The following is a 22,317-nucleotide window of genomic DNA, read 5'->3' as shown; positions in this document are numbered from 1 at the left end:
TTGAACGATGAATGTCTTGATGGCTTTTCAGGAAGCGTGTCTTTCCCCTGAACCTAGGCAGAAGTTTGGTAAAATTCTGGAAAAAATGAATTTGCCATGTTGTCTGAATTAGTCAAAATTGGTGAAGATATTGCGCGAGAATCTTACAAGCAAACAGGGTATAAATGACTTGTCAGATGCCCTGACTATTTCCGAGCGGCGCAGGCGCGAGTCTCAGCGTCTCTCAGGCGTTGGCTTCTGGGAGCTGAACCACAAGAAGGGTACGCTATACTGGTCAGAGGAGATCTTCGCAATTTACGAGCTCCAACCAGATGTTCTGGAACCCAACTATGAGGTTTTCGTCAGTCTCATTTTCGACGACGATCGTGAGTTTGTTGATGCTGCCTACAAGGCTTCCGTCGAGTCCGGCAATGAATACGACATTCGCTACCGCATTAAGGCCGGTTCAGCTGCCAAATGGATTGAAGCTCGAGGCGTCACCTACTACGACAGTGAAGGAAATCCTGAACGCTCCATCGGTACGGCACAGGACATCTCCGAGATCATGGATGCTCAGCAAGCCCTGGAGCATCTCGCACTGCATGATGCGCTTACAGGGCTTCCCAACCGGAAACTGTTCTCAGACCGAATATCTGCGGCCCTGAGCCTGGCGAAACGTCACGGTTTTTTTCTTGGCGTATTGTTCATAGATCTGGATAATTTCAAGAGGATAAACGATCGTCAGGGGCATAGCCTCGGTGATGAGGTTCTGGTGTGTGTCGCCAGGCATCTGGAGCATAGTATTCGGGCTGAGGACACATTCGCACGCATTGGCGGTGATGAATTCGTGGGCCTTCTCACCGGAGAAAACGAGCAGGACATTCAAGAAGGGGTTCAGCGGGTAAAGAAATCAATCGAAGGGAACTATTCAACGGAATTCGGAAGCTTCGCGATTACCGCGAGTATCGGTGTCACGATCTATCCACACGACAGCGATGAACCCGACGAGCTACTCCGCCATGCCGACCATGCCATGTACGAAGCCAAGGAATCCGGCAAGTCCCGTATCTGCTATTTTGATGCCAAACGGCATCAGTCGAACAGATCACGCAATCAATTACTGATCGATATTGAAAAGGCAATCGAGAACGACGAGTTTATCCTGCACTTTCAACCTAGAATTTGCCTTCGAGATGGTTCGCTATCTGGCGCAGAAGCACTGTTACGTTGGTTCAGAGACGATAACCCGACGCCCCCAATCGAGGTGATTTCGGCAATAAGGGGAACGTCCCTGGAGTGGAAACTGGATGCCTGGGTGATGAAGCAGGTTCTGGCACAGGTCAGTCGGTTCCGTGCACTCGGCTTGGAGGGTCCTTTCAGCTTGAATGTCCTCCCCAGTACCTTCGAAGATAGAGACCTGCCGTCATTTCTGAGAAAACTCCTTGATGAAACGCCCATCTCCGGTGAAAACCTGGAGATCGAGGTTCTGGAAATCTCATCGATCAGAGACTTCAAACTTGCCAGTGAGATAATGGGGCTCTGCAAGGAGCTCGGCATAAGGTTTTCACTCGATGACTTCGGTACAGGGTACGCGTCGCTGACCTATTTCCACTCGCTTCCGGTGGACAAGTTGAAGATTGATCAGCGATTCATCAGAACGCTTCTTTCCGATGTGGGAAGCCTCGCGCTTGTGAAGAGCATTCTGGCAATCTCTGAAGCCAACAACTGTTTCGTGGTGGCCGAGGGTGTCGAGACCTATTCCATCGCGAGTGCGCTAAAGCACCTCGGTTGTGATTACGGCCAGGGTTTTGGCCTCGCAAAACCCATGTCGGCAGACGACTATATTGCCTGGGCCAATGAGTGGGACGCCCAGGCATTCATTGACCTGATGGGTGCCTCCGATTGAATGAATCAGTCATGGCCTCTGGTTTCAAGATCACCGAGATCAAAACGCGTCTTGGTTTGGTGTCTTCTGATAAAGTGGAGATATGATCATGCATTATATCCTTTTTTATGAATACGCCTCTGACTATCTGGAGCGACGTGGGGAGTTCCGAGATCAGCACCTTGCCCTGGCAAGGGCATCCATCAAGCGAGGGGAATTCTTCCTCGGAGGTGCTTATGCCGATCCGGCGGATGGGGCCGCCATTGTCTTCAAGGGAGACTCACGAGAGGTCGCAGAGTCCTTCGCGGAAGCGGATCCTTATGTCATCAACGGTCTCGTGACCGCCTGGCATGTGCGTGAATGGACTACCGTCGCGGGGAAGGACGCCGAACACCCTGTCGTGTCGTGACAGCCATTCATCCCGAGAAGCTATCTGTTATCTTTAGCGCCTTGCATGTTGATACCAACGCAACCCTGAAAGGGGCAAGCGCCAAGCCGACAGTCCCATGAACGATACCCCCCTCACATGGTCACGCGACGAGATTTGCCTTTGCCCCGCTTCGAGGGACCCGAGGTCGATCGCCGCTGACCTCTACCGCCGGACATGTCGCATCAATTTCGACGAGCCGGGCTTCTGTGTTCTCGACCTGGGTCGAAACATCGATTCCTTTGCCTTCCGGCAAGTGATGGTCGACCTCAAGCGCGAAATGGCAGCGATCCATGAATCCACCACCGGTAATTCGCTGGCATACCTGTCGGCCGCACGCTTCGATCAACAGGAAACCACACGGCCGCATCTTGATGGCGGGCCGGATGAGTGCTTCTTGATGCTCGGCTACGAGCCATCCGCAATAGATTCCGACATTGATATCTTCGACTACGCAAGATGTGCGTTTGATCATGACCTCCCCCCAAAGGAGTTCATGGAAAAATACAACCCAATGTTCAAGCCTGGCTATGACATCTTGCGCCCTTACGCAACACGCGTGCCTTGTTTTTCTAAAACCGGGTACCACATCATCTGTATCAACAACTCGTGTTCGCCATACTCCGAATCTCAACCGGCGTGGCAGGGCACCCTGCATACCGCGACGATTCTGTCACCTGACGAATCGGAACGCCGTGTGATCAACTCAACAATGATCGTTTCCGTACCCGCGGGCACCTCGGATATGATCGATGACGATCAGATTCACGACTTCCTGACCACTTCCGCTATCCGTCGATACGCTGACGGCTAACGGCACCGCAAATAAGACGCCTGATCCATCGATGCGCGCATAGCCTCGCTTGGGACATGTGATATCGCGCAAGGCCACGGGCTACAGGCGTCTCGCCGCCCATGCCCCAGGTGGCATGAAGCACGGCCACCCCCACCATGATCATGGTCCGTGACACGAGAATGCCGCGAGCTGGGTCACACGCACGGGGGCGTTGCGGTGCCGCCGATCGAGGAGGCCATCGCGGCAGGAGGCCGAGGTGCCCAACGGCAACTATTACACCGAGCCCCATTCGGCGCCGCTGCGCCAGCTGATCAGCGAACGGCTCGGCGTTCCCGAGCGGCTCTTTCACATCAACGCCGTCTCCGAGCTGATCCTGCGCCAGCTGTTCGATCGCTTCGGCCAGCGTGTAGCCGGTCTTGTCCTTATGGACACGGACGCCGGCGCGGAAACCACCTGACGCCCCTCGAGCAACCGGAAAGGGTCAGCGCGGCCGTGCTGGCATTTCTGGCGACACTGACGCATCCCCGCGCCGAAGTTGAGGCGGCGTCGGGGCTGGCCAGGCCGCTCTCCGGACGCGATGGGGCCGGCTGAGGGGGTAGGCTACCATCCCGATGCAGGCTGTGATGGCGATCGACGCGGCGGGCAAACGCCTTCCTGCCGTGGTTCAAGGAACAGCCTCTCCGCTATTTCGAACACGTGTACAGGAAGCGTAACAAACGCCTCTCGGTAGTTAACGTATGAACGCATTCCAGAAATTGCTGCACACCCAGGAAATTGTCCTTACCTTCATGTTCGATGAGTGCGTCTTTACGTTTTTCGCGCGCATCGTGCCAACGTTTGGACAATAGCGCACAATTTTCCGTGGTATCACGAGCTTCAAGCAGCTTGAGACCGGATTCCTGTATCAATTGCTCATTGACGCCAGGGGGGCTAAAAAAATACTGCCCGTCTGGGCATCGATTCTCGAGCTCATCGATTGAAATCATCCCCCCAAGAACCAAGGCGTCACTGAAAACGAATCTTCCCCCGGTCTTGAGAAGCTTGTGTGTGTTGGAGAGCACTTCTCTGCGAAGAGGAACATGGCACATGACATCGGTAGAATAGATAGCGTCAAACGAGCCATTTTCATAGGGTAATGCCTTGGACGCATCCTGCAGCTCAAAGGTTACGAGGTCGGTGACATTCTCGCTTTCAGCCAGAGAATTGGCGGTTTTCACACCCGGCGCATTTATCTCAAAGCCTACCACCCGACAGCCGATACGTTTTGCCAAGCCTACCGCGTACCCTCCAGACCCACACCCAATATCCAGGACCGATGAATCGGGAGTCAACTGAAGCAGCTCAGGTATCTCATGAGATTCCTCAGTCGACACCCAGCTGGTTTGCCCATAGTCCTCCCCATAGGTCTCGCGCCGGATCTCACTGTAGGTTTCAAGTGAATAATTGCTGTAAGAGCTATTATAAAGATCGACATTTTCGGTCATGGGTCCATCCTTTTTTGAGCTGACTGTTTTCAGAGCAAACCGCAAGGTTGTTGTGAGGTCATGTTTTTTTCACTATCGCGTGGCGACATTGCTCCGCTGGAAGGTTCAGATGAGAAGGTCGAGGCTTGGCTAAACGAACGAGTGTGCCCTGTTCCTGTAAGCTAGCACTTGGGAAATCTCGTTGACAGCGAAGTCGCCTGATCGCAAGGCGACGGTCGCTTGACCTGAGGGCGAATGACAGTCAGCGATCATTCATGATGTCAGCTTAAGTTGACGTGCTAAAAACTGCAAAATTGGGGTCTGTCCCCGATTACTCCCCTGGCTGTAGCGCTTGACCCACATAGTGGCCTCCACGCGATCCATCAGCTTGGGTGGTCTGTTGTGAACGTCCATACGTTTCTGCCTGAAGACATGGATGTAAATACAGTATTATTGGATCTGGCAAAACACGCAAGCGCGCGAATTCTGCAGAGGTAGTCGAGCTATCCTTAGGGATTCTTGCTATCAATGGGTTAGAAGAAAATTACGCGCTTGATAATATTGTTGAGCGTGTCATCGCGGTCAAGTCAATAAAGGAGCACGCTGTTTAATCACTGTTAGGAATAAGGAAAAGTATGGGTATTGTATTATAAACTATAACGGGCTTTCTGGTTTCTTTTCTCGTTGTTATATTTCTTTACACGTTAAAGCCAAGAATTGAAATTTCCCCATACATTGCAAAAAAAACGAAAATGATTAATGCCAGTTTAAAATAATCAATAAGACTCCGTATTCAGTTTTGAATGTAAAGATTGAGCTCTATCTAGTCACTCCAGAAAACACACCGAACGGAAGGGCTGACTCGCTTCAACTAATGTCATCTGTTGCAGTAGCTGAAATGGATGGTTTTAAAGAAAAAGAGGAGTATTTTGGTAAAGACTTTTTCTTTCATTATCCAGAGAGGCTTGAATCGCATTGGGATGATGAAAGTCAGTATCTTATGTTTGTAGTAAATTCTCGCCATAGTCTTTCAAAGTTTTGAAAGTAACAAAGGCTAAGCTCTATAGTAAAGGGTCTAATATCCAGAAAGGTAAGTTCGAAAACGGACTAAATATGGAGGTGATAGCAAATGCCTAACAAGACATTTAAGAGTGGCTCATAATGCTTAGCGATCTCACTTCAGGTTCATTTTTGTGTCTGCGGCACAATGGTTTAGGTAAGGTTTTAGCATTGTTCACCTCTTGAATTGGCGTTGAACTCTAGCAAGAGTAAATGACCGTAACAAGAAAGCCCCCGAGCCAGTGTCCTGGCTCGGGGGCTTGTCGTTACGACGGGGGTGCTTACTTTGCAGCCAGCGCTACGCTCGCCTTGGAGCGGTTGGGCCGGCCGATGGCCTGGGTGATCCAGGTGCCGGTGGCGGCGAGGGCGTTCAGGTCGATACCGCTCTCGATGCCGAGGCCGTCGAGGAGGTAGACCACGTCTTCGCTTGCCACGTTGCCCGAGGCGCCCTTGGCGTAGGGGCAGCCGCCGAGGCCGGCCACGGAGCTGTCGATCACCGCCACGCCTTCCTCGAGCACCGCGTAGAGGTTGGCGAGGGCCTGGCCGTAGGTGTCGTGGAAGTGGGCGGCGAGCTTGTCCATGGGGATGTCGCGGGCCACCGCCTCGATCATGCGCTTGGCCTTGAGCGGGGTGCCGGTGCCGATGGTGTCTCCGAGCGAGACCTCGTAGCAGCCCATGTCATAGAGCGCCTTTGCCACCTCGGCCACCTTCGCCGGGGCGATCTCGCCCTCGTAGGGGCAGCCGAGCACGCAGGAGACGTAGCCGCGCACCCGGACGTTCGCCTCGCGGGCGCGCTCCAGCACCGGCGCGAAGCGATCCAGGGATTCAGCCACCGAGCAGTTGATGTTCTTCTGGGAGAAGGCCTCGGAGGCGGCGCCGAACACCGCCACCTCCTCGACGCCGCACTCCAGCGCGGCCTCGAGCCCCTTGAGGTTGGGGGTCAGGGCCGAGTAGGTGACGCCCTCGCGGCGGCGGATGCCCTGCATCACCTCGCGGTGGTCGGCCATCTGCGGCACCCACTTGGGCGAGACGAAGCTCGCCGCCTCGATGTAGCTGAGGCCGGCCGCGCCGAGGCGCTCGATCAGCTCGAGCTTGGTCGCGGTATTGATCGGCTCCGGCTCGTTCTGCAGGCCGTCGCGGGGGCCGACCTCGACCAGGCGCACGGTTTGGGGAAATGCCATGTCTTCTCTCCTGTCATTCTGGCGGTGTTCCGGCGACAGGTCCTATCGCGGAGGCGCTGTGAACCCATCCTTGGGCGCTACCTCTGCCATCCCTGGCAGAGGACCTCCGCTTCGACCTGTCCCCGGTGTCGCCCGCCTGCGCGCGGTGTCTTACTCGTCGGCGGCGAATTCGAGCAGCACGTCGCCCTGGCCCACGGTATCACCGGCCTGGAAGTGGAAGCTCGCCACGTGCCCGTCGGCGGGGGCGGACATGGTGTGCTCCATCTTCATGGCCTCCATGACCATCAGCGGCATGCCCTTCTCGACGCGGGCGCCGGCCTCGACCAGCAGCGCCACCACGGTGCCGTGCATGGGCGCGGTGAGGGTGGACTCGGCCTCGTGGTGGCCGTGGTCGATGGCGTCGATGCGGCGCCAGAACAGGCGGGTCTCGCCGCGCGGGTCGACCATCACCACCACGTTGCGCTCACTCCCTTCGCCCACCAGACGCGCCTGCAGGCGACGGCGGTGGCCGTCCAGGGTCATGGCCACGGCATCCCCGGCCAGCGGGTCGAGGCGCGCAGTGAGCGTATCGTCGCCGATGGTCAGGTGCCAGGCGGCGTCGTTACGCTCGCGGGTGCCCTCGACCACCACCACGGCCTCGGAGTCGTCGTCATCCTGTGCATGTGCCGGGTCGCAGAGCGCGATGCGGATGGTGTGCGGGGCGTTGACCCGGAAGCCGTCGTGGCGGTCCCAGGGCGAGTCGGTCTCGCATTCGCGGGCGAGTTGGTTCAGGCCCACCAGGGCGGCCCCGGCATACTCCTCGGTGGAGTAGCAGCGCGGCGCGAAGAGGGTCTCCTCGTGCTTCTCGATGAAGCGTGTGTCCAGCTCGCAGGCCTTGAAGGCCGGGTGGGTGGCCAGCCGCTGCAGGAAGGCGCGGTTGGTGACCACGCCCTGCACGTCCAGCGCCGCCAGGGCCCGGTTCAGGGTCGCCAGCGCCTGGTTGCGGTCGTTGCCATGGACGATCAGCTTGGCGAGCATCGGGTCGTAGTGCATGGAGACGACATCGCCGGTCTCCACGCCGCTGTCCAGACGCACGCGTGCCGGGTCCAGGCCGGCGCCTTCCAGGTCCATGGCGAAGCGGGTGAGGGTGCCGGTGGCGGGCAGGAAGTCCTGCTCCGGGTCCTCGGCATAGAGCCGCGCCTCGAAGCTGTGGCCGGTGATGGTCAGCTCGTCCTGCGCCAGCGGGAGGCGCTCGCCCATGGCCACACGCAGCTGCCACTCGACCAGGTCCTGGCCGGTGATCATCTCGGTGACCGGGTGCTCCACCTGCAGGCGGGTGTTCATCTCCATGAAGAAGAACGACCCATCGGCATCCAGCAGGAACTCCACCGTGCCGGCGCCCACGTAGCCGATCTCGCGGGCGGCGCGCACGGCAGCCTCGCCCATCTCGCGGCGCAGGGCCTCGCTCATGCCCGGGGCTGGGGCCTCCTCCAGCACCTTCTGGTGGCGGCGCTGCACGGAGCAGTCGCGCTCGAAGAGATAGACGCCGTTTCCGTGGCTGTCGCAGAAGACCTGGACCTCTACGTGGCGCGGCTGGGTCAGGTACTTCTCGATCAGCATGCGCTGGTCGCCGAAGGCGGCCTGGGACTCGCGGCGGCAGCCGTCCAGGGCAGCCTGGAAGCCCTCGGTGGACTCCACCACGCGCATGCCCTTGCCGCCGCCGCCGGCGCTGGCCTTGAGCAGCACCGGGTAGCCGATCTTGTCGGCCTCGGCCTTGAGCAGGGCGTCGTCCTGGTCGTCGCCGTGGTAGCCGGGCACCAGCGGCACGCCGGCGTTGGCCATGCGCGCCTTGGCGGCGGACTTGTCGCCCATGGCGGCGATGGCCGAGGCGGGCGGGCCGACGAAGACGATGCCGGCCTGGTCCAGTGCCTCGACGAAGGCGCCGTTCTCTGAGAGGAAGCCGTAGCCCGGATGGATGGCGCCGGCGCCGCTGCGCCGGGCGGCCTCCACTACGGCCTCGACCTTGAGGTAGCTCTCGCGCGCCGCGGCGGGGCCGAGGCGGATGGCCTCGTCGGCCTCGCGCACATGGCGGGCGTTGGCGTCGGCGTCGGAATAGACGGCGACGGTGCGCAGGCCCATGGCACGTGCCGTGCGCATCACCCGGCAGGCGATCTCGCCGCGGTTGGCGACCAGCAGGGTGTCGAAGGTGTTCGAACGGCTCATGAGCGGCGCTCCGTGGCGGTCTTGTCAGGGGCGGTGTCGGGGGCTGTGTCGGGGGCTGTGTCGGGGGCTGTGTCAGGGGCCTCGGGCGTCCAGGCGGGGCGGCGCTTCTCGAAGAAGCTGGCGAGCCCCTCCTGGCCTTCGGCGCTGACGCGCAGCTCGGCGATCACCCGGCAGGTATGCTCGCGGGTGGCCTTGCTGTCGGGTTCCCGGGCGACCTCGGCGAGCAGCGCCTTGGTGGCGCGCTGGGCCTGGGGCGAGCCGGAAAGCAGCGTCTCGAGCATGGCGTCGACGGCGCCGTCCAGTTCGTCAGGGGCGACCACCTGATGCACCAGGTCGAGGGAGCGCGCGGTGGGGGCGTCCATGACCTCGGCGGTCAGGGCATAGCGGCGCGCCTGCCGCTCGCCTAGGGCGCGCTGCACGTAGGGGCTGATCACGGCAGGCGACAGACCGATCTTGACCTCGGAGAGGCAGAACTTTGCCTTTTCGGAGGCGACCACCACATCGCAGCAGGCGGCCAGGCCCACGGCCCCGCCGAAGGCGGCGCCCTGCACGCGGCACAGGGTGGGGCAGGGCAGGGTGTCCAGCCGGTGCATCAGGGTCGCGAGCTTGCGGGAGTCGGCCAGGTTGCCGTCGAGGTCGTACTCGACCATGCGCTTCATCCAGCCGAGGTCGGCCCCGGCGGAGAAGCTCTTGCCCTCGGAGCCCAGCACCACCACGCGCACCTCGCCGTGGTGCGCAGCGTCGTGCAGGTGCTCGAGGTGAGCGTTGAGCTCGGCGATCAGGCTGTCGTCGAAGGCGTTGTGGACGTCCGGGCGCTCCAGCGTGAGCCGGGCCACGCCGCGCTCGTCGATCGTCAGTCGGGAATATGTCTGCGTCATCTCGACCTCACATCCGGAACACGCCGAAGCGGGTCTCTTCCACTTCGGCATTCATGGCGGCGGCCAGCGACAGGCCGAGGATCTCGCGGGTCTGTATCGGGTCGATCACGCCGTCGTCCCACAGCCTGGCGCTGGCGTAGTAGGGGTGGCCCTGGTGCTCGTACTGCTCGCGGGTGGGCTCCTTGAAGGCCGCTTCCTCCTCCTTGGACCACTCGCGGCCCTCGCGCTCGATCTGTTCGCGCTTCACCTGGGAGAGCACGCCGGCGGCCTGCTCGCCGCCCATCACCGAGATGCGGGCGTTGGGCCACATGAACAGCAGGTTGGGCTCGAAGGCGCGGCCGCACATGCCGTAGTTGCCGGCGCCGAAGCTGCCGCCGATCAGCACGGTGAACTTGGGCACCCGAGCGCAGGCCACCGCGGTGACCAGCTTGGCGCCGTGCTTGGCGATGCCCTCGTGCTCGTACTTCGAGCCGACCATGAAGCCGGTGATGTTCTGCAGGAACACCAGGGGGATCTTGCGTTGGGCGCACAGCTCGATGAAGTGGGCGCCCTTCACCGCGGACTCGGAGAACAGCACGCCGTTGTTGGCGACGATGCCTACCGGGTAGCCGTGGATGTGCGCGAAGCCGGTGACCAGGGTGTCGCCGTAGTAGCGCTTGAACTCGTCGAAGTCGGAGTCGTCGACGATCCGCCCGATCACCTCGCGCACGTCGTAGGGCTTCTTGAGGTCGGTGCCGACGATGCCGTAGAGCTCGCTGGGGTCGAGGCGCGGCGGCCTGGGCGCCTGCATGGCGAGCTGGCCGCGCTTCTGCCAGTTGAGCCGCGAGACGCAGCCACGGGCCAGCTGCAGGGCATGGGCGTCGTTCTCGGCATAGTGGTCGGCCACGCCGCTGACCTTGGCGTGGACGTCGGCGCCGCCCAGGTCCTCGGCGCTGATGCTCTCGCCGGTGGCGGCCTTCACCAGGGGCGGGCCGCCGAGGAAGATGGTGCCCTGCTCCTTGACGATGATCGACTCGTCGGCCATGGCCGGCACGTAGGCGCCGCCGGCGGTGCAGGAGCCCATCACCACGGCGATCTGCGGGATGCCCTCGGCGGAGAGCGTCGCCTGGTTGTAGAAGATGCGTCCGAAGTGGTCGCGGTCCGGGAAGACCTCGTCCTGGCGGGGCAGGAAGGCGCCGCCGGAGTCGACGAGGTAGATGCACGGCAGGCGATGCTTGCGGGCGATCTCCTGGGCGCGCAGGTGCTTCTTCACGGTGAGCGGGAAGTAAGTGCCGCCCTTTACCGTGGCGTCGTTGGCGACGATCACGCACTCGACCCCCGACACGCGGCCGATGCCGGTGACCACGCCGGCGGCGGGCACCGAGGTGTCGTAGACCTCATGGGCGGCCAGCGACGAGAACTCGAGGAAGGGCGAGCCCTCGTCGATCAGATGGTCGATGCGGTCGCGCACGAACAGCTTGTCGCGGGACTCGTGGCGCTGGCGGGCCTTCTCGCCGCCGCCCTGGGCGATGGCCGCGGTCAGCTCGCGCAGCTTGCCGACCTCGTGGCGCATGGCGACGTCGTTGGCCTGGAAGACGTCGCTGCGCGGGTTGATCTGGGTCTGGAGGATGCTCATGGAACGCCGCCCTTACTTGGATTCGTTGAAGATCTCGCGGCCGATCAGCATGCGACGGATCTCGCTGGTGCCGGCGCCTATCTCGTAGAGCTTGGCATCGCGCAGCAGCCGCCCGGTCGGATACTCGTTGATGTAGCCGTTGCCGCCGAGCAGCTGGATGGCGTCCAGCGCCACCTGGGTGGCCTTCTCGGCGCAGTAGAGGATCACGCCGGCGGCGTCCTTGCGGGAGGTCCGGCCACGGTCGCAGCCGGCGGCCACGGCATAGAGGTAGGCGCGGCAGGCATTCAGGGTGGTGTACATGTCGGCGATCTTGCCCTGAACCAGCTGGAACTCGCCGATGGACTGGTCGAACTGCTTCCGCTCGTGGATGTAGGGCACCACGATGTCCATGGCCGCCTGCATGATGCCGATGGGGCCGGCGGCAAGCACGGTGCGCTCGTAGTCCAGACCGCTCATCAGGACCTTGACGCCGCGTCCTACCTCGCCGAGCACGTTCTCCTGCGGCACCGCGCAATCCTGAAACACCAGCTCGCAGGTGTTCGAGCCGCGCATGCCCAGCTTGTCGAGCTTCTGGGCGGTGGAGAAACCGGCCATGCCCTTCTCGATGATGAAGGCGGTGATGCCCTTGGAGCCAGCCTCGGGGTCGGTCTTGGCGTAGACCACCAGCACGTCTGCGTCGGGGCCGTTGGTGATCCACATCTTGTTGCCGTTGAGGATGTAGCGGTCTCCGTCCTTGCGGGCGCGCAGCTTCATGGAAACCACATCCGAGCCGGCACCGGGCTCCGACATGGCAAGCGCGCCCACGTATTCACCGCTGATCAGCTTCGGCAGGTACTTGGCCTTCTGCTCGGCATTGGCGTTGATCTTGAGCTGGTTCACGCAGAGGTTGGAGTGCGCGCCGTAGGAGAGCCCCACCGAGGCGCTGGCCCGGGAGATCTCCTCCATGGCGATGCAGTGCGCCAGGTAGCCCATGCCGCTTCCGCCATCCTCGTCCGACACGGTGATGCCGAGAAGGCCCATGTCGCCGAACTTCTGCCAGAGGTCGTTGGGAAACTCGTTCTTCTCGTCGATCTCGGCGGCGCGCGGCGCGATCTCGTCCCGGGCGAAGGCGTTGACGTGGTCGCGCAGCATGTTCAGCTCGTCGTCGAGGCCGAAATCCAGGGGGTGGTAGGGCGTGTGCATGGCATGGCTCCCGTTCTTGTCAGGTCAGGCGCCGACCCATGCTAGCGGGGGCGCCACAGGCAAACTGGTGTCATCAAAATGGCAGATGCGACAAGACTAGGCGAGGTTGACGTTAACGTAAAGTGCAGCATGGCGTAGCTTAGACGAAGGTGGCAGTGGTGGGGGCGGGCGCCCTCATGGGCCGCAGTGGCGGCCGGGCATGGGAACGGTTGGGAAGGCCGTCGGAGGGGCGCGAGGGCTCAGCCGACGATCGCCGAGATCACCGCGTGGTAGAGCGGGATGCCGAAGATCACGTTGAGGGGGAAGGTCAGCCCCAGCGAGGCGAGCATGGCCAGGCCGATGTTGGCCTGGGGGATGGCGGCGCGCATGGCGGCCGGGGCGGCGATGTAGGAGGCACTGGCCGCCAGCGTGGTCAGGATCAGCACCGAGCCCTCGGGCAGGCCCAGCGCCAGGCCGACCAGCAGGCCGGACATGGCCAGCAGCGGCGGCGTGACCAGCGCGAAGCTGAGCAGGCGCCAGTGGTGCCAGGGCAGGGGGCGCAGCGTCTCGGCGGCGGTGAGGCCCATCTCCAGCAGGAAGAGGGCGAGCACGGCATGGAAGGCCCCGGTCAGCAGGTCGGTGACGCTGGAGCCCTCCTGGGGCCCGTACAGGGCGCCGATCACCACGCCACCGGCCAGCAGGATCACCCCGCGGTTGGTCAGGGTCTCGTGCCACAGGCCGGTGATCGCCTCACCGCCCTGGGCGCCGCGGTAGCGGCGGTAGAGGGCGATGGCCACCATGATCGCGGGAAGCTCCAGCATCACCAGGTAGAGGGTCACCTCGGCCCCGGTGGTCAGGCCGCGCCCCTCGGCAAAGGCCAGCGCCACGGCGAAGGTGCCGGCGCTCACCGAGCCGTAGTGGGCGGCGATGCTGGCGCTGTCGGCCGCCGAGAGCCGCACCAGGCGCCGCAGCACCGGCATCAGGGCCAGGGGGATCAGCGCGCCGAGGGCGGCCACTGCCCCGAGTTCCGGCAGCAGCGACCAGCGCAGGTTGCCATAGAGGGCCATCCCGCCCTTGATGCCGATGGTCAGCATCAGCAGCAGGCTCAGGGTGTCGTAGGCGGCCTTGGGAATGGTCAGGTCGGACTTCACCACCCCGGCGAGCACGCCGAGCAGGAAGAACATCACCACGATATCGGGCATGGCAGGGATCTCGTACCGAAGGAAACATGTGCGGCAAGTGTGCGGATTCCGACACACTATGACCAGAAATGACTGTTGGAGCCCATCATATATGAGCCGCCACGATACTGGCGCCGAGGCCGCCGCCATGAGCGCCGCCGCCCGTTCACGGCTCGAGGATGCACACGGCCGCGGCAGACCCCCGGGAGAGACGATGACCCTGTGGATGCGAGGCGCCCTGGCCGGCCTGCCACGGGCCTACTCAGCGTTGGCTTCGTCGCCGGTGGCGGTGTGGGCGTTGGGGAAGAACAGCTGCTGGCCCTTCACCTCGAAGTCGGCGATGGCCTGCTGGCCCGCCTCGGAGAGCAGCCAGTCGTGCCACTGTGAGGCCAGCTCATGCTTGAGATGAGGGTGGCGCTTCTCGGAGATCAGCAGGCTGCCGTACTGGTTGAATAGCGCGTCGTCGCCCTCGAACAGGAGGTCGAGGTTCTGTCGGTTGTCGAAGGCGACCCAGGTGGCGCGGTCGGACATTACATAGGCGTCCATGCCGGCGGCGGTGTTCAGGGTCGGGCCCATGCCGCCGCCGAGCTCGCGGTACCAGTCGCCATCGGGGGTGATGCCGGCGGCGACCCACAGGCGCAGCTCGGCACGGTGGGTGCCGCTGTCGTCACCTCGCGAGGCGAAGGGGGCCTCGGCCTCTGCGATGGCGGAAAGCGCCTGTTCGACGGTGTCGCCGTCGCGGATGCCGGCCGGATCGTCGCCGGGACCGATGATCACGAAGTCGTTGACCATCACGTCGGCGCGCTCGCTGCCGTAGCCCTCGGCGACGAAGCGCTCCTCGCCGGCGGTGTCGTGCACCAGCAGGCTGTCGGCGTCGCCCCGACGGACGATCTCGAAGGCCTGGCCCGTGCCCACGGCGACCACCCGCACATCGATCCCGCTGGCCTCGCTGAACAGGGGGAGGAGGGCATCGAACAGGCCCGAGTTCTGGGTCGAGGTGGTGGAGGCCAGGGTAATGAAGCGGTTGTCGTCCTGGGCGCTGGCGCCGAGCGAGAGGCCCATCAGGCCGAGGGCGACGAGGGTGAGTCCTGTCCGTTGCATGGTGGCTTTCCCTCTCATGATTATGTTCCTTGTCATGATCCCGTTCCTTTCTCGTCGCAAGGTGCGATGGGCAAGCCGTTACCAGATGCGCTCGCCTCGGATGAAGGCCCGCGCCTCGGCGGAGGCGGGAGCCGTGAAGAAGGTCTCGGCCGGGCAGTGCTCGATGAGCCGGCCGTCGAAGAGCAGCACGATGTCGTCGGCCAGGCGGCGGGCCTGGTTCAGGTCATGGCTGGTCATCACGATCCGCGTACCGCGGCGGTGGAAGTCGTTGACCGCATCCTCTACCGCCTTGATGGCGGCGGGGTCGAGTGCCGAGGTGGGCTCGTCGAGGAACAGAACCTCTGGCTCCACCAGCCAGGCTCGCGCCAGCGACAGTCGCTGCTGCTCGCCGCCGGAGAGCACCCGGGCCGGCCGCGTCTCCAGGGCAGCCAGGCCGAAGCGTTCCAGGGCCTGGCGGGCAAGCGACTTGCGCTGGCGGCGGGGTGTGCCGTGGATCGCGAGGACATAGGTCAGGTTGGCCAGCGCCGAGCGTCTCAGCAGCACCGGCCGCTGGAAGACCATGGCCTGGCGCGGCAGGCGGCCCTCCCAACGCACGCGGCCGACCGTGGGTGCCAGCAGGCCGTGGGCCAGGCGCATCAGCAGGCTCTTTCCCGCGCCGTTGGGGCCCATGATCAGGGTGCGTCGGCACCCTTCCAGACGCAGGTCGACCGGGTGCAGCAGCGACTGGCCGCGGTGGTGGAAGCCGACGCCCTCCAGGGCGAGCAGGGGAGTGGCCGTGGCGTCCAGGCGGGTCATCTCGTTCATCCCAGTCGCCTCCGCGCCGACTCGCCGACCAGGTGCGCGGCGGCGTTGACGAGTGCCACCAGCCCGAGCAGCACCATGCCGAGCCCCAGCGCCAGAGGAAGGTCGCCCTTGCTGGTCTCCAGCACGATGGCGGTGGTCATCACCCGGGTGACGCCGTCGATGTTGCCGCCGACGATCATCACCGCCCCGACCTCGGCGCTGGCGCGGCCGAAGCCGGCCAGCATCACGGTGGCCAGCCCGAAGCGGGCATCCCATAACAGGGTGGGGATCCGGCGTGCCCGCGAGACGCCCATGGAGGTGAGTTGCTCGCGGTAGTCGACATGGAGTTCCTCGACCTGCTGGCGGGTCAGGGCGGCGATGATCGGCAGCACCAGGATCACCTGGGCGATCACCATGGCTCCCGGGGTGAACAGCAGGCCCAGTTCCCCCAGCGGTCCCGCCCGGGAGAGCAGCAGGTAGACTGCGAGCCCCGCGACAACGGGCGGCAGTCCCATCAGGGCATTGAGCACCACGACAAGTCCCCCGCGGCCGGGGAAGCGCCATAGCGCCAGGGCCGCGCCCAGCGGCAGGGCGATGAGCGCGGCGATCATCACGGCGGACAGCGAGACCTTAAGCGACAACGCGACGATCCCGATCAGATCGGGGTCGCGCCCCAGGATCAGGGCCAGGGCGGTCTGGAAGGCGTTGGCGTCGTCGGGCATCGGAATCTCCTGCGGTCTTCATGCATCATGTGCGTTGAAGCGCGCGGGTGCATCCCACGGTGGAATCAATGCAGTAAAATGCAGGAAAACGCCGAATCTATATGAGGTGAGCCCCATGGAGCGCGGCCCGGAACATGCCTACCTGACCACCGCCGAGGTGGCCGACTATCTGCGCCTCAAGGAGCGCAAGGTCTACGACCTGGTGCGCCAGGGCGGCATTCCCTGCGTGCGAGTCACCGGCAAGCTGCTCTTTCCACGCCAGGGCATTGACCTGTGGCTGATGAGCCACCTGGAGGGCGACCAGGCGAGCAGCCGCCCGGTGCCGCTGGTGCTCGCCGGCAGTCAGGATCCCTTGCTGGAGTGGGCGGTCCGCGAGAGTGACGCGGGGTTGGCGCTGCTCTGCCACGGCAGTGGCGATGGGGTGCGACGAATGCTGTCGGGCGAGGCGATGGTGGCGGGGCTTCACCTGCTGGATGAGAGTGGCGGCGGCTACAATCGGCCCGAGGCACTGGGGCTTTCCGGCATGCGCGACCTGGTGATGGTGCGCTGGGCCAGGCGTCGCCAGGGATTGCTGCTGGCGCCGGACAATCCGCTCGGCATCACTTCCCTCGAGCAACTGGCCGGGGGCCGGGTGTGCGTGGCCCATCGACAGTCCGATGCCGGGGCCCATCGGCTGCTGACCTGGCTGCTGGCCAGGGCTGGGGTCGATCACGCCGGGCTGCGCTTCGCCGAGCATCCCTCGCTGTCCGAGGACGACCTGGCGCTGGCCATCCGCCAGGGCGAGGCCGACGTGGGGCTGGGCGTGGAGGCCGCGGCTCGTCGCCAGGGGCTGGGCTTCGTGGCGCTCCACGAGGAGGCCTTCGACCTGGCCATGCGGCGGCGCAGCTACTTCGAGCCGCCGATGCAACGCTTGCTGGCCTTCGCACGGGAACCCCGCTTCGCCGAGCGCGCCGAGGCCCTGGGCGGCTATGACATCGAGGCGCTGGGGCGGGTGAGTTTCAACGCCTGATCAGGCGTCCGGCGCCTGCCGCGGGAGCGCGCTCCACCGGCGTCTCGCGGATGAACGCATGCAGGACGGCGGCCATTACCGAGAGTAGCACTGCCAGCTTCCAGACCAGGGCGTAGTCGCCGTGGAGGTCGTAGAAGTAGCCGCCGAGCCAGACGCCCATGAAGGAGCCGAGCTGGTGGAAGAGGAAGACGATGCCGCCGAGCATGGACAGGTGACGCACGCCGAAGACAGAGGCGACGATGCCGTTGGTCAGCGGCACCGTGGAGAGCCACAGCAGGCCCATGGCGATGCCGAACAGATAGGCGCTGGTCGTGCTCAGCGGCACCGCGATGAAGGCGGTGATCACCACTCCGCGGATCAGGTAGAGCCAGGTCAGCAGGCGCGGCTTGGAGTAATGGCCGCCGAGCCAGCCGGCGCTGTAGGTGCCGACGATGTTGAAGAGTCCCACCAGGGCCAGCACGGTGCTGCCCACCTGCAAGGCGATGCCGTTGTCGACCAGATAGCCGGGCAGATGGACGCCGATAAACACCACCTGGAAGCCGCAGACGAAGAAGCCCAGGCAGAGCAGCCAGAAGCCGCGATGCGCGGCGGCCTCGTCCAGTGCCGCCCGCAGGGACAGATCGCTGGCCTGGCGGGGAGAGGGGCGGTCGCGCAGCATCCCGCCCAGGAGCACCATCAGGGCGGCCAGGGCGCCCATCGCCAGCAGGGCGGCGGACCAGCCGAGCCATTCCAGCAGGCCCAGGGTGCCGGGCAGCATCGCGAACTGGCCGAAGGACCCCGCGGCGCTGACGATGCCCATGGCCAGGCTTCGCTTCTCGGGCGAGACGGCTCGCCCCACGGCGCCGAGGATCACCGAGAAGGTCGTGCCGGAGAGGCCGAGTCCGATCAGCAGCCCCGCGCTGACCGACATTCCGAGCGCGGAGTCCGAGAGCCCCATCATGGCCAGCCCCAGGGCATACAGCACGCCCCCCGCCACCACGACCCTGGCGGCACCGAAGCGGTCGGCCAGGGCGCCGCTGAAGGGCTGTGTCAGGCCCCAGACCAGGTTCTGCAGGGCCAGGGCGAAGGCGAACACCTCGCGGCCCCAGCCCAGCTCGCTGCTCATAGGCTCGAGGAACAGGCCGAAGCCATGACGCAGGCCCATGGCCAGCGAGATGACCAGGCCGCCAAGGACGATGATCAGCAGGGTGTGGCGTCGCAGCGCATCCATGTAGGGGTGACCTGTTGGCAGACCAATGACGGCGCATTATACGGGACTGCTCGTTATACGGGACAGCTCGCGACGTTGCTGACTGCATGGGCGCCGGCGGGGCTCAGGTTTCCCTCAGGGCATCTTCCAGCAGCTTCAGCCGGCCCGGCACCAGGGCATCCTCCACGGCGGTGATGCGCAGCACATGGCCCAGCCCTGGATGGGCGGGCCGGGCGATGAGCCGTCCGGCCTCGAGCAGTTCCCGGTTGACCCGCTCGGCGAGCTCGGCACTGGGCATCCTGATCCCGATGAAGTTGGTGGCGCTCGGCAGCACCTCGGCACCGAGCCCACGCAGGTACTCTGACAGGCGTGCCCGGCGCCGGTGAACGGCGGCGATATGCTCGCGGGTCTCGTCGGGGTGGTCGAGCACCACCTCGGCGGCGGCCAGGGTCAGGGTCGAGACCCCATAGTGGATGCGGACCTTCATCATCATCGCCAGGGTCTCGGGTTCGGCGATGGCATAGCCGATTCGCAGCCCTGCCAGGCCATGAGCCTTGGAGAGAGTGCGCAGCCGGATCACGCCGGGCAGCACCTCCCGGGCGAAGGGCGTGTCGGCGTCCTCGCGGAAGTCGTGATAGGCCTCGTCCAGGAGCAGCCAGCAGTCGTCGGGCAGCGCCTCTCTCAGGCAGCGGATCGCCTCGTCGCCGTGGAGATGGCCGGTGGGGTTATCGGGGTTGGCGAGATAGACCAGCCGCGCCTGCGACTGGCGGGCGGTATCCACCAGGGCGTCGAGGTCCGGTGCGAGGCGACCGGGCGATTCCTCGTAGGGTAGCTCGAGCAGCCGGCAGCCCTGGCCCCTCGCGAAGTACCCGAAGGTGGGGTAGGTGCCGGCGGTGGCCACCACCGTGGTACCCGGCTCGGCCACGGTGCGCAGGGCGAGCGCGATCAGGCTGTCGGCGCCGGCGTCGACCAGCAGCGCGTCGAGCGGGATGCCCTGCTGGTCGGCGAGTCGCTGGCGCACGCCCAGGGCCTCCGAGTCCCCGTAGCAGTAGGCATGCTCCACCATGGCGTCGCCGAAATGCTCACGCAGGGCACGGTGGGGCATGTCCAGCCCCTCGTTGGAGCCCAGGCGGTGGGGGATCTCTCGGCCCAGGCGCCGCTCCAGCACGCGGATTCCGGGGAAGGGGTTGGTCGGGCCATCGCCGGTCAGGTGGTCGGGGAAACGGGGCATCGGATACTCCCAGTCAGGTGTGGTCGATAGGGGATTGAGGCACGCTCTGCCGGCGGCAGGGTGTGATCAAGGCGGCGGTCGCCTGCCGAGCATGACGATGGCGATCGCGCCGAGTATCAGCAGCAGCGCCACCACCACCTGCAGGGTCAGGGGCTCGCCCAGCAGGAGGCTGGCACTGCCGACGCCGATCACCGGAATGATCAGGGTGCTGATGGTCGACTCGCCGAGGGTGAGACGATTGACGTTGCGAAACCATAGCATCTGCGCCAGGCAGATCGAGAAGACCAGATGATAGCCGAGTGCCAGCCAGGTGGCGCCGTGCCAGTCGGTGGGCGACGGGGGAGACTCCCGCCAGAGCATCAACACCACCATCGGGACTGCACAGACCGCGAACTGCCAGCCGGTGATCACCACGGCATGGCTCTCCCAGGGACCGCGCCGCTTGATCAACACGGTACCCATTGCCCAGGAGACGGCCGCCCCCAGTACGATGACGGGGCCGACGAGGTCCTCGCCGCGAGCGGCCAGCGCCGCGGGCCCAAGCAGCACCACCAGCCCCAGCTGTCCGGTAGTGAGTCCCAGCCACTGGCGGGGCCGCACCCGCTCGCCGAGCAGCCCCCAGCCCAGCAACAGGGCCCAGCAGGGCATGGTGAAGGCGATGATCGCCGCCTGGGAGGTCGGCATGCGCAGCTGAGCGAAGGCGGTGCCCAGATTGAAGCCGAGGATCGTGAACAGCCCTGTCACCACCAGCCACGGCCATTCCCTGGCGCCCACGCGCCATGACAAGCCGCGCCAGCGGGCCCAGCCCAGCAGCATCAAGGCGCCGGCGGTGAAGCCGATGGCTCGCAGGGTAAAGGGCGGCAAGTCACGGAGAATGAAGCGGACCGCCGGCCAGTTGCCTCCCCAGAAGACACCGATGGCCAGGATCAGGGCCAGGGTGCCGAGCGCCGGTCGGGCGGCCATGGCGAGCCGCAGACGGTGAACAGGAAGGTGGGCCATGGCGGTCTCAGTCGCCCTCCGGAGCCAGCACCTTGTGACGGTTGAGCAGTCCATGCGGGTCGAGGGCCCGCTTGAGGGTATGCATCAGGTCGATCTCCTCGGGAGTGCGTGACAGGGCGAGGTAGTCGCGCTTCTCCAGGCCGATGCCATGCTCGGCCGAGATAGAGCCGCCGAGTTCGGCCAGGGGCGTGTAGACCAGGCGTTCCACGGCGCGCCGCGTCATCGGATCAGCGCTGCCGGTGCAGATGGAGATATGCAGGTTGCCGTCGCCCAGGTGGCCGAAGGTGACCATGCGCGCACCGGGCCAGTCTCTTTCCAGTGCCGCCTCCAGGTGGGTGACATAGCGCTCCATCGCAGGTATCGGCAGGCTGATGTCGAAGGTGAACAGCGGCGAAAGCGCCTGGATCAGCCCCTCGATGTCCTCGCGGATGGCCCAGAGGGCCTGACGCTGGCTGCCCGACTGGGCGAGCACCGCGTCGCTGACGACTTCGCTCTCAAGCGCCCCCTCGAGGGCGCGGGAGAACTGCATTGCATGAGATTGCGGATCATTGCCCAGGGATTCCAGGATCACGTAGTAGGGCGAGTCCGTCGCCAGCGGCGGCCGATGCCGTGCGCTTTCCTCGGTGAGCAGCCGGTAGTGGCTCTGCCACATCACCTCGAAGGCCGCCAGGCTCCCGCCGAGCGTCTGGCCAAGATGGGCCAGCAGGCCGGTGACCGCCTCGAAGGAGGGACAGGCCACCAGGGCGGTCTGCATGTACGGCGTTGGAGGCTGAAGGTGCAGCACGGCCCGGGTGACGATCCCCAGCGTGCCCTCGCTGCCGATGAACAACTGCTTGAGATCGAAGCCGGCATTGTTCTTGAGCATGCGATTCATCGAGCTGACCACGGTGCCGTCGGCCAGCACCGCCTCGAGCCCCAGCACCTGCTGTCGCATCATGCCGTATCGGATCACCCGAATGCCGCCGGCATTGGTGGCGATGTTGCCGCCGATGGTGCAGCTGCCTCGGGCTCCCAGGTCGAGGGCAAACTGCAGGTCGACCGCCTCTGCGGCCTCCTGAACGCTCTGCAGGGGCGCGCCGGCCTGCACCGTCAGGGTGGCGCCGATGCGATCGACATCCTCGATGGCGGTCATGCGCTCAAGCGATATGGCCAACTCGTCTGCGCTCGCCTCGGCACCGTGTACCAGGCCGGTTAGGCCGCCGTGGGTGACCACCGGCTGTCGCGCGGCATGGCACAGGCGCATCACTTCGGCGAGCTCAGCCGTCGAGCCCGGCCGCACGATGGCTCCGGCTCGGCAGGGGGCTCCGGAGAGCCAGTCCACGCGGCGCTCGCTGACCGTCTCGCCGGTGAGTACGTTGACGTCGCCGACGACGTCGGCGATCTGCCTGAGCAGAGCATCCATTGCCTGTTCCTTCTTCGTTGTTCCTTCTCTATTCATCGCTGGCGGGGGTCCCAT

The 22,317-nt window shown here is 64.3% G+C and carries 20 protein-coding genes; 6 read left to right on the top strand and 14 right to left on the bottom strand.

Features of this window, described 5'->3' with window-relative positions; translation table 11 throughout:
• Positions 1-169: 169 nt before the first annotated feature.
• The 4 genes from ABE960_RS11655 (at position 170) to ABE960_RS11640 (ending at position 3,544) form a co-directional block, all read left to right on the top strand.
• On the top strand, positions 170-1,885 hold the full coding sequence (locus ABE960_RS11655) for a putative bifunctional diguanylate cyclase/phosphodiesterase (RefSeq protein ID WP_349762451.1): 1,716 nt from the start codon (positions 170-172) through the stop codon (positions 1,883-1,885).
• Between the two features lie 88 nt (positions 1,886-1,973).
• Entirely contained in the window at positions 1,974-2,273 is a 300-nt protein-coding gene (locus ABE960_RS11650) for a YciI-like protein (RefSeq protein ID WP_349762450.1), read from the top strand.
• A gap of 97 nt (positions 2,274-2,370) precedes the next feature.
• Positions 2,371-3,105, top strand: a complete 735-nt coding sequence (locus tag ABE960_RS11645; RefSeq protein ID WP_349762449.1) for a hypothetical protein — start codon at positions 2,371-2,373, stop codon at positions 3,103-3,105.
• A gap of 238 nt (positions 3,106-3,343) precedes the next feature.
• A complete protein-coding gene (locus ABE960_RS11640; RefSeq protein WP_349762448.1) occupies positions 3,344-3,544 on the top strand; it encodes a hypothetical protein in 201 nt (66 codons plus the stop codon).
• 226 nt (positions 3,545-3,770) lie between these two features.
• Here the strand turns inward: ABE960_RS11640 and ABE960_RS11635 are convergent, their stop codons facing one another.
• A complete protein-coding gene (locus ABE960_RS11635) occupies positions 3,771-4,571 on the bottom strand; it encodes a methyltransferase domain-containing protein (RefSeq protein WP_349762447.1) in 801 nt (266 codons plus the stop codon).
• 778 nt (positions 4,572-5,349) lie between these two features.
• Here ABE960_RS11635 and ABE960_RS11630 point away from each other — a divergent pair.
• Entirely contained in the window at positions 5,350-5,592 is a 243-nt protein-coding gene (locus ABE960_RS11630) for a hypothetical protein (RefSeq protein WP_349762446.1), read from the top strand.
• A gap of 298 nt (positions 5,593-5,890) precedes the next feature.
• On the opposite strand, the gene ABE960_RS11625 is transcribed toward ABE960_RS11630, so the two are convergent.
• The 9 genes from ABE960_RS11625 to ABE960_RS11585 form a co-directional block, all read right to left on the bottom strand.
• Positions 5,891-6,790: a hydroxymethylglutaryl-CoA lyase gene (locus ABE960_RS11625; protein WP_349762445.1), complete on the bottom strand. Its 900-nt coding sequence runs from the start codon at positions 6,788-6,790 to the stop codon at positions 5,891-5,893.
• 150 nt (positions 6,791-6,940) lie between these two features.
• Positions 6,941-8,992: an acetyl/propionyl/methylcrotonyl-CoA carboxylase subunit alpha gene (locus tag ABE960_RS11620; RefSeq protein WP_349762444.1), complete on the bottom strand. Its 2,052-nt coding sequence runs from the start codon at positions 8,990-8,992 to the stop codon at positions 6,941-6,943.
• Positions 8,989-9,870 carry an enoyl-CoA hydratase/isomerase family protein gene (locus tag ABE960_RS11615; protein WP_349762443.1) on the bottom strand — a complete coding sequence of 294 codons (882 nt, stop codon included), beginning with the start codon at positions 9,868-9,870 and terminating at the stop codon, positions 8,989-8,991. The genes ABE960_RS11620 and ABE960_RS11615 overlap by 4 nt, the downstream gene beginning before the upstream one ends.
• A gap of 7 nt (positions 9,871-9,877) precedes the next feature.
• Positions 9,878-11,485 (bottom strand): carboxyl transferase domain-containing protein, encoded by a 1,608-nt coding sequence (locus ABE960_RS11610; RefSeq protein WP_349762442.1) that lies wholly within the window; start codon positions 11,483-11,485, stop codon positions 9,878-9,880.
• Positions 11,486-11,497: 12 nt separating this feature from the next.
• Entirely contained in the window at positions 11,498-12,667 is a 1,170-nt protein-coding gene (locus ABE960_RS11605; protein WP_349762441.1) for an isovaleryl-CoA dehydrogenase, read from the bottom strand.
• A 239-nt stretch (positions 12,668-12,906) separates the two neighbouring features.
• The gene (locus ABE960_RS11600; protein WP_349762440.1) at positions 12,907-13,848 is read right to left on the bottom strand and encodes a sodium-dependent bicarbonate transport family permease; all 942 of its coding nucleotides are present in this window, start codon (positions 13,846-13,848) and stop codon (positions 12,907-12,909) included.
• Between the two features lie 237 nt (positions 13,849-14,085).
• Positions 14,086-14,889 carry an ABC transporter substrate-binding protein gene (locus tag ABE960_RS11595; protein ID WP_432765375.1) on the bottom strand — a complete coding sequence of 268 codons (804 nt, stop codon included), beginning with the start codon at positions 14,887-14,889 and terminating at the stop codon, positions 14,086-14,088.
• A gap of 117 nt (positions 14,890-15,006) precedes the next feature.
• Entirely contained in the window at positions 15,007-15,732 is a 726-nt protein-coding gene (locus tag ABE960_RS11590) for an ATP-binding cassette domain-containing protein (RefSeq protein ID WP_349762438.1), read from the bottom strand.
• Positions 15,729-16,433 carry an ABC transporter permease gene (locus ABE960_RS11585; RefSeq protein WP_349762437.1) on the bottom strand — a complete coding sequence of 235 codons (705 nt, stop codon included), beginning with the start codon at positions 16,431-16,433 and terminating at the stop codon, positions 15,729-15,731. The genes ABE960_RS11590 and ABE960_RS11585 overlap by 4 nt, the downstream gene beginning before the upstream one ends.
• 115 nt (positions 16,434-16,548) lie before the next feature.
• Between ABE960_RS11585 and ABE960_RS11580 the strand changes: the two genes are divergently transcribed.
• Complete coding sequence (locus ABE960_RS11580) at positions 16,549-17,442, top strand: substrate-binding domain-containing protein (RefSeq protein ID WP_349762435.1); 894 nt, start codon at positions 16,549-16,551, stop codon at positions 17,440-17,442.
• Here the strand turns inward: ABE960_RS11580 and ABE960_RS11575 are convergent.
• The 4 genes from ABE960_RS11575 to ABE960_RS11560 form a co-directional block, all read right to left on the bottom strand.
• Positions 17,432-18,652, bottom strand: a complete 1,221-nt coding sequence (locus tag ABE960_RS11575) for an MFS transporter (RefSeq protein ID WP_349762434.1) — start codon at positions 18,650-18,652, stop codon at positions 17,432-17,434. The two genes, ABE960_RS11580 and ABE960_RS11575, sit on opposite strands and share 11 nt — an antisense overlap.
• Before the next feature lie 103 nt (positions 18,653-18,755).
• Positions 18,756-19,862 carry a pyridoxal phosphate-dependent aminotransferase gene (locus ABE960_RS11570; RefSeq protein ID WP_349762433.1) on the bottom strand — a complete coding sequence of 369 codons (1,107 nt, stop codon included), beginning with the start codon at positions 19,860-19,862 and terminating at the stop codon, positions 18,756-18,758.
• 66 nt (positions 19,863-19,928) lie between these two features.
• Positions 19,929-20,861, bottom strand: a complete 933-nt coding sequence (locus ABE960_RS11565) for a DMT family transporter (RefSeq protein ID WP_349762432.1) — start codon at positions 20,859-20,861, stop codon at positions 19,929-19,931.
• Between the two features lie 7 nt (positions 20,862-20,868).
• On the bottom strand, positions 20,869-22,263 hold the full coding sequence (locus tag ABE960_RS11560; RefSeq protein ID WP_349762431.1) for an FAD-binding oxidoreductase: 1,395 nt from the start codon (positions 22,261-22,263) through the stop codon (positions 20,869-20,871).
• Between the last annotated feature and the right edge of the window lie 54 nt (positions 22,264-22,317).

The organism is Halomonas aquatica (assembly GCF_040196335.1).
GTDB classification, from domain to species: Bacteria; Pseudomonadota; Gammaproteobacteria; order Pseudomonadales; family Halomonadaceae; genus Halomonas; species Halomonas aquatica.
Note: the sequence above shows the minus strand (reverse complement) of the source record. Positions and strands in the feature narration are given on the sequence as shown.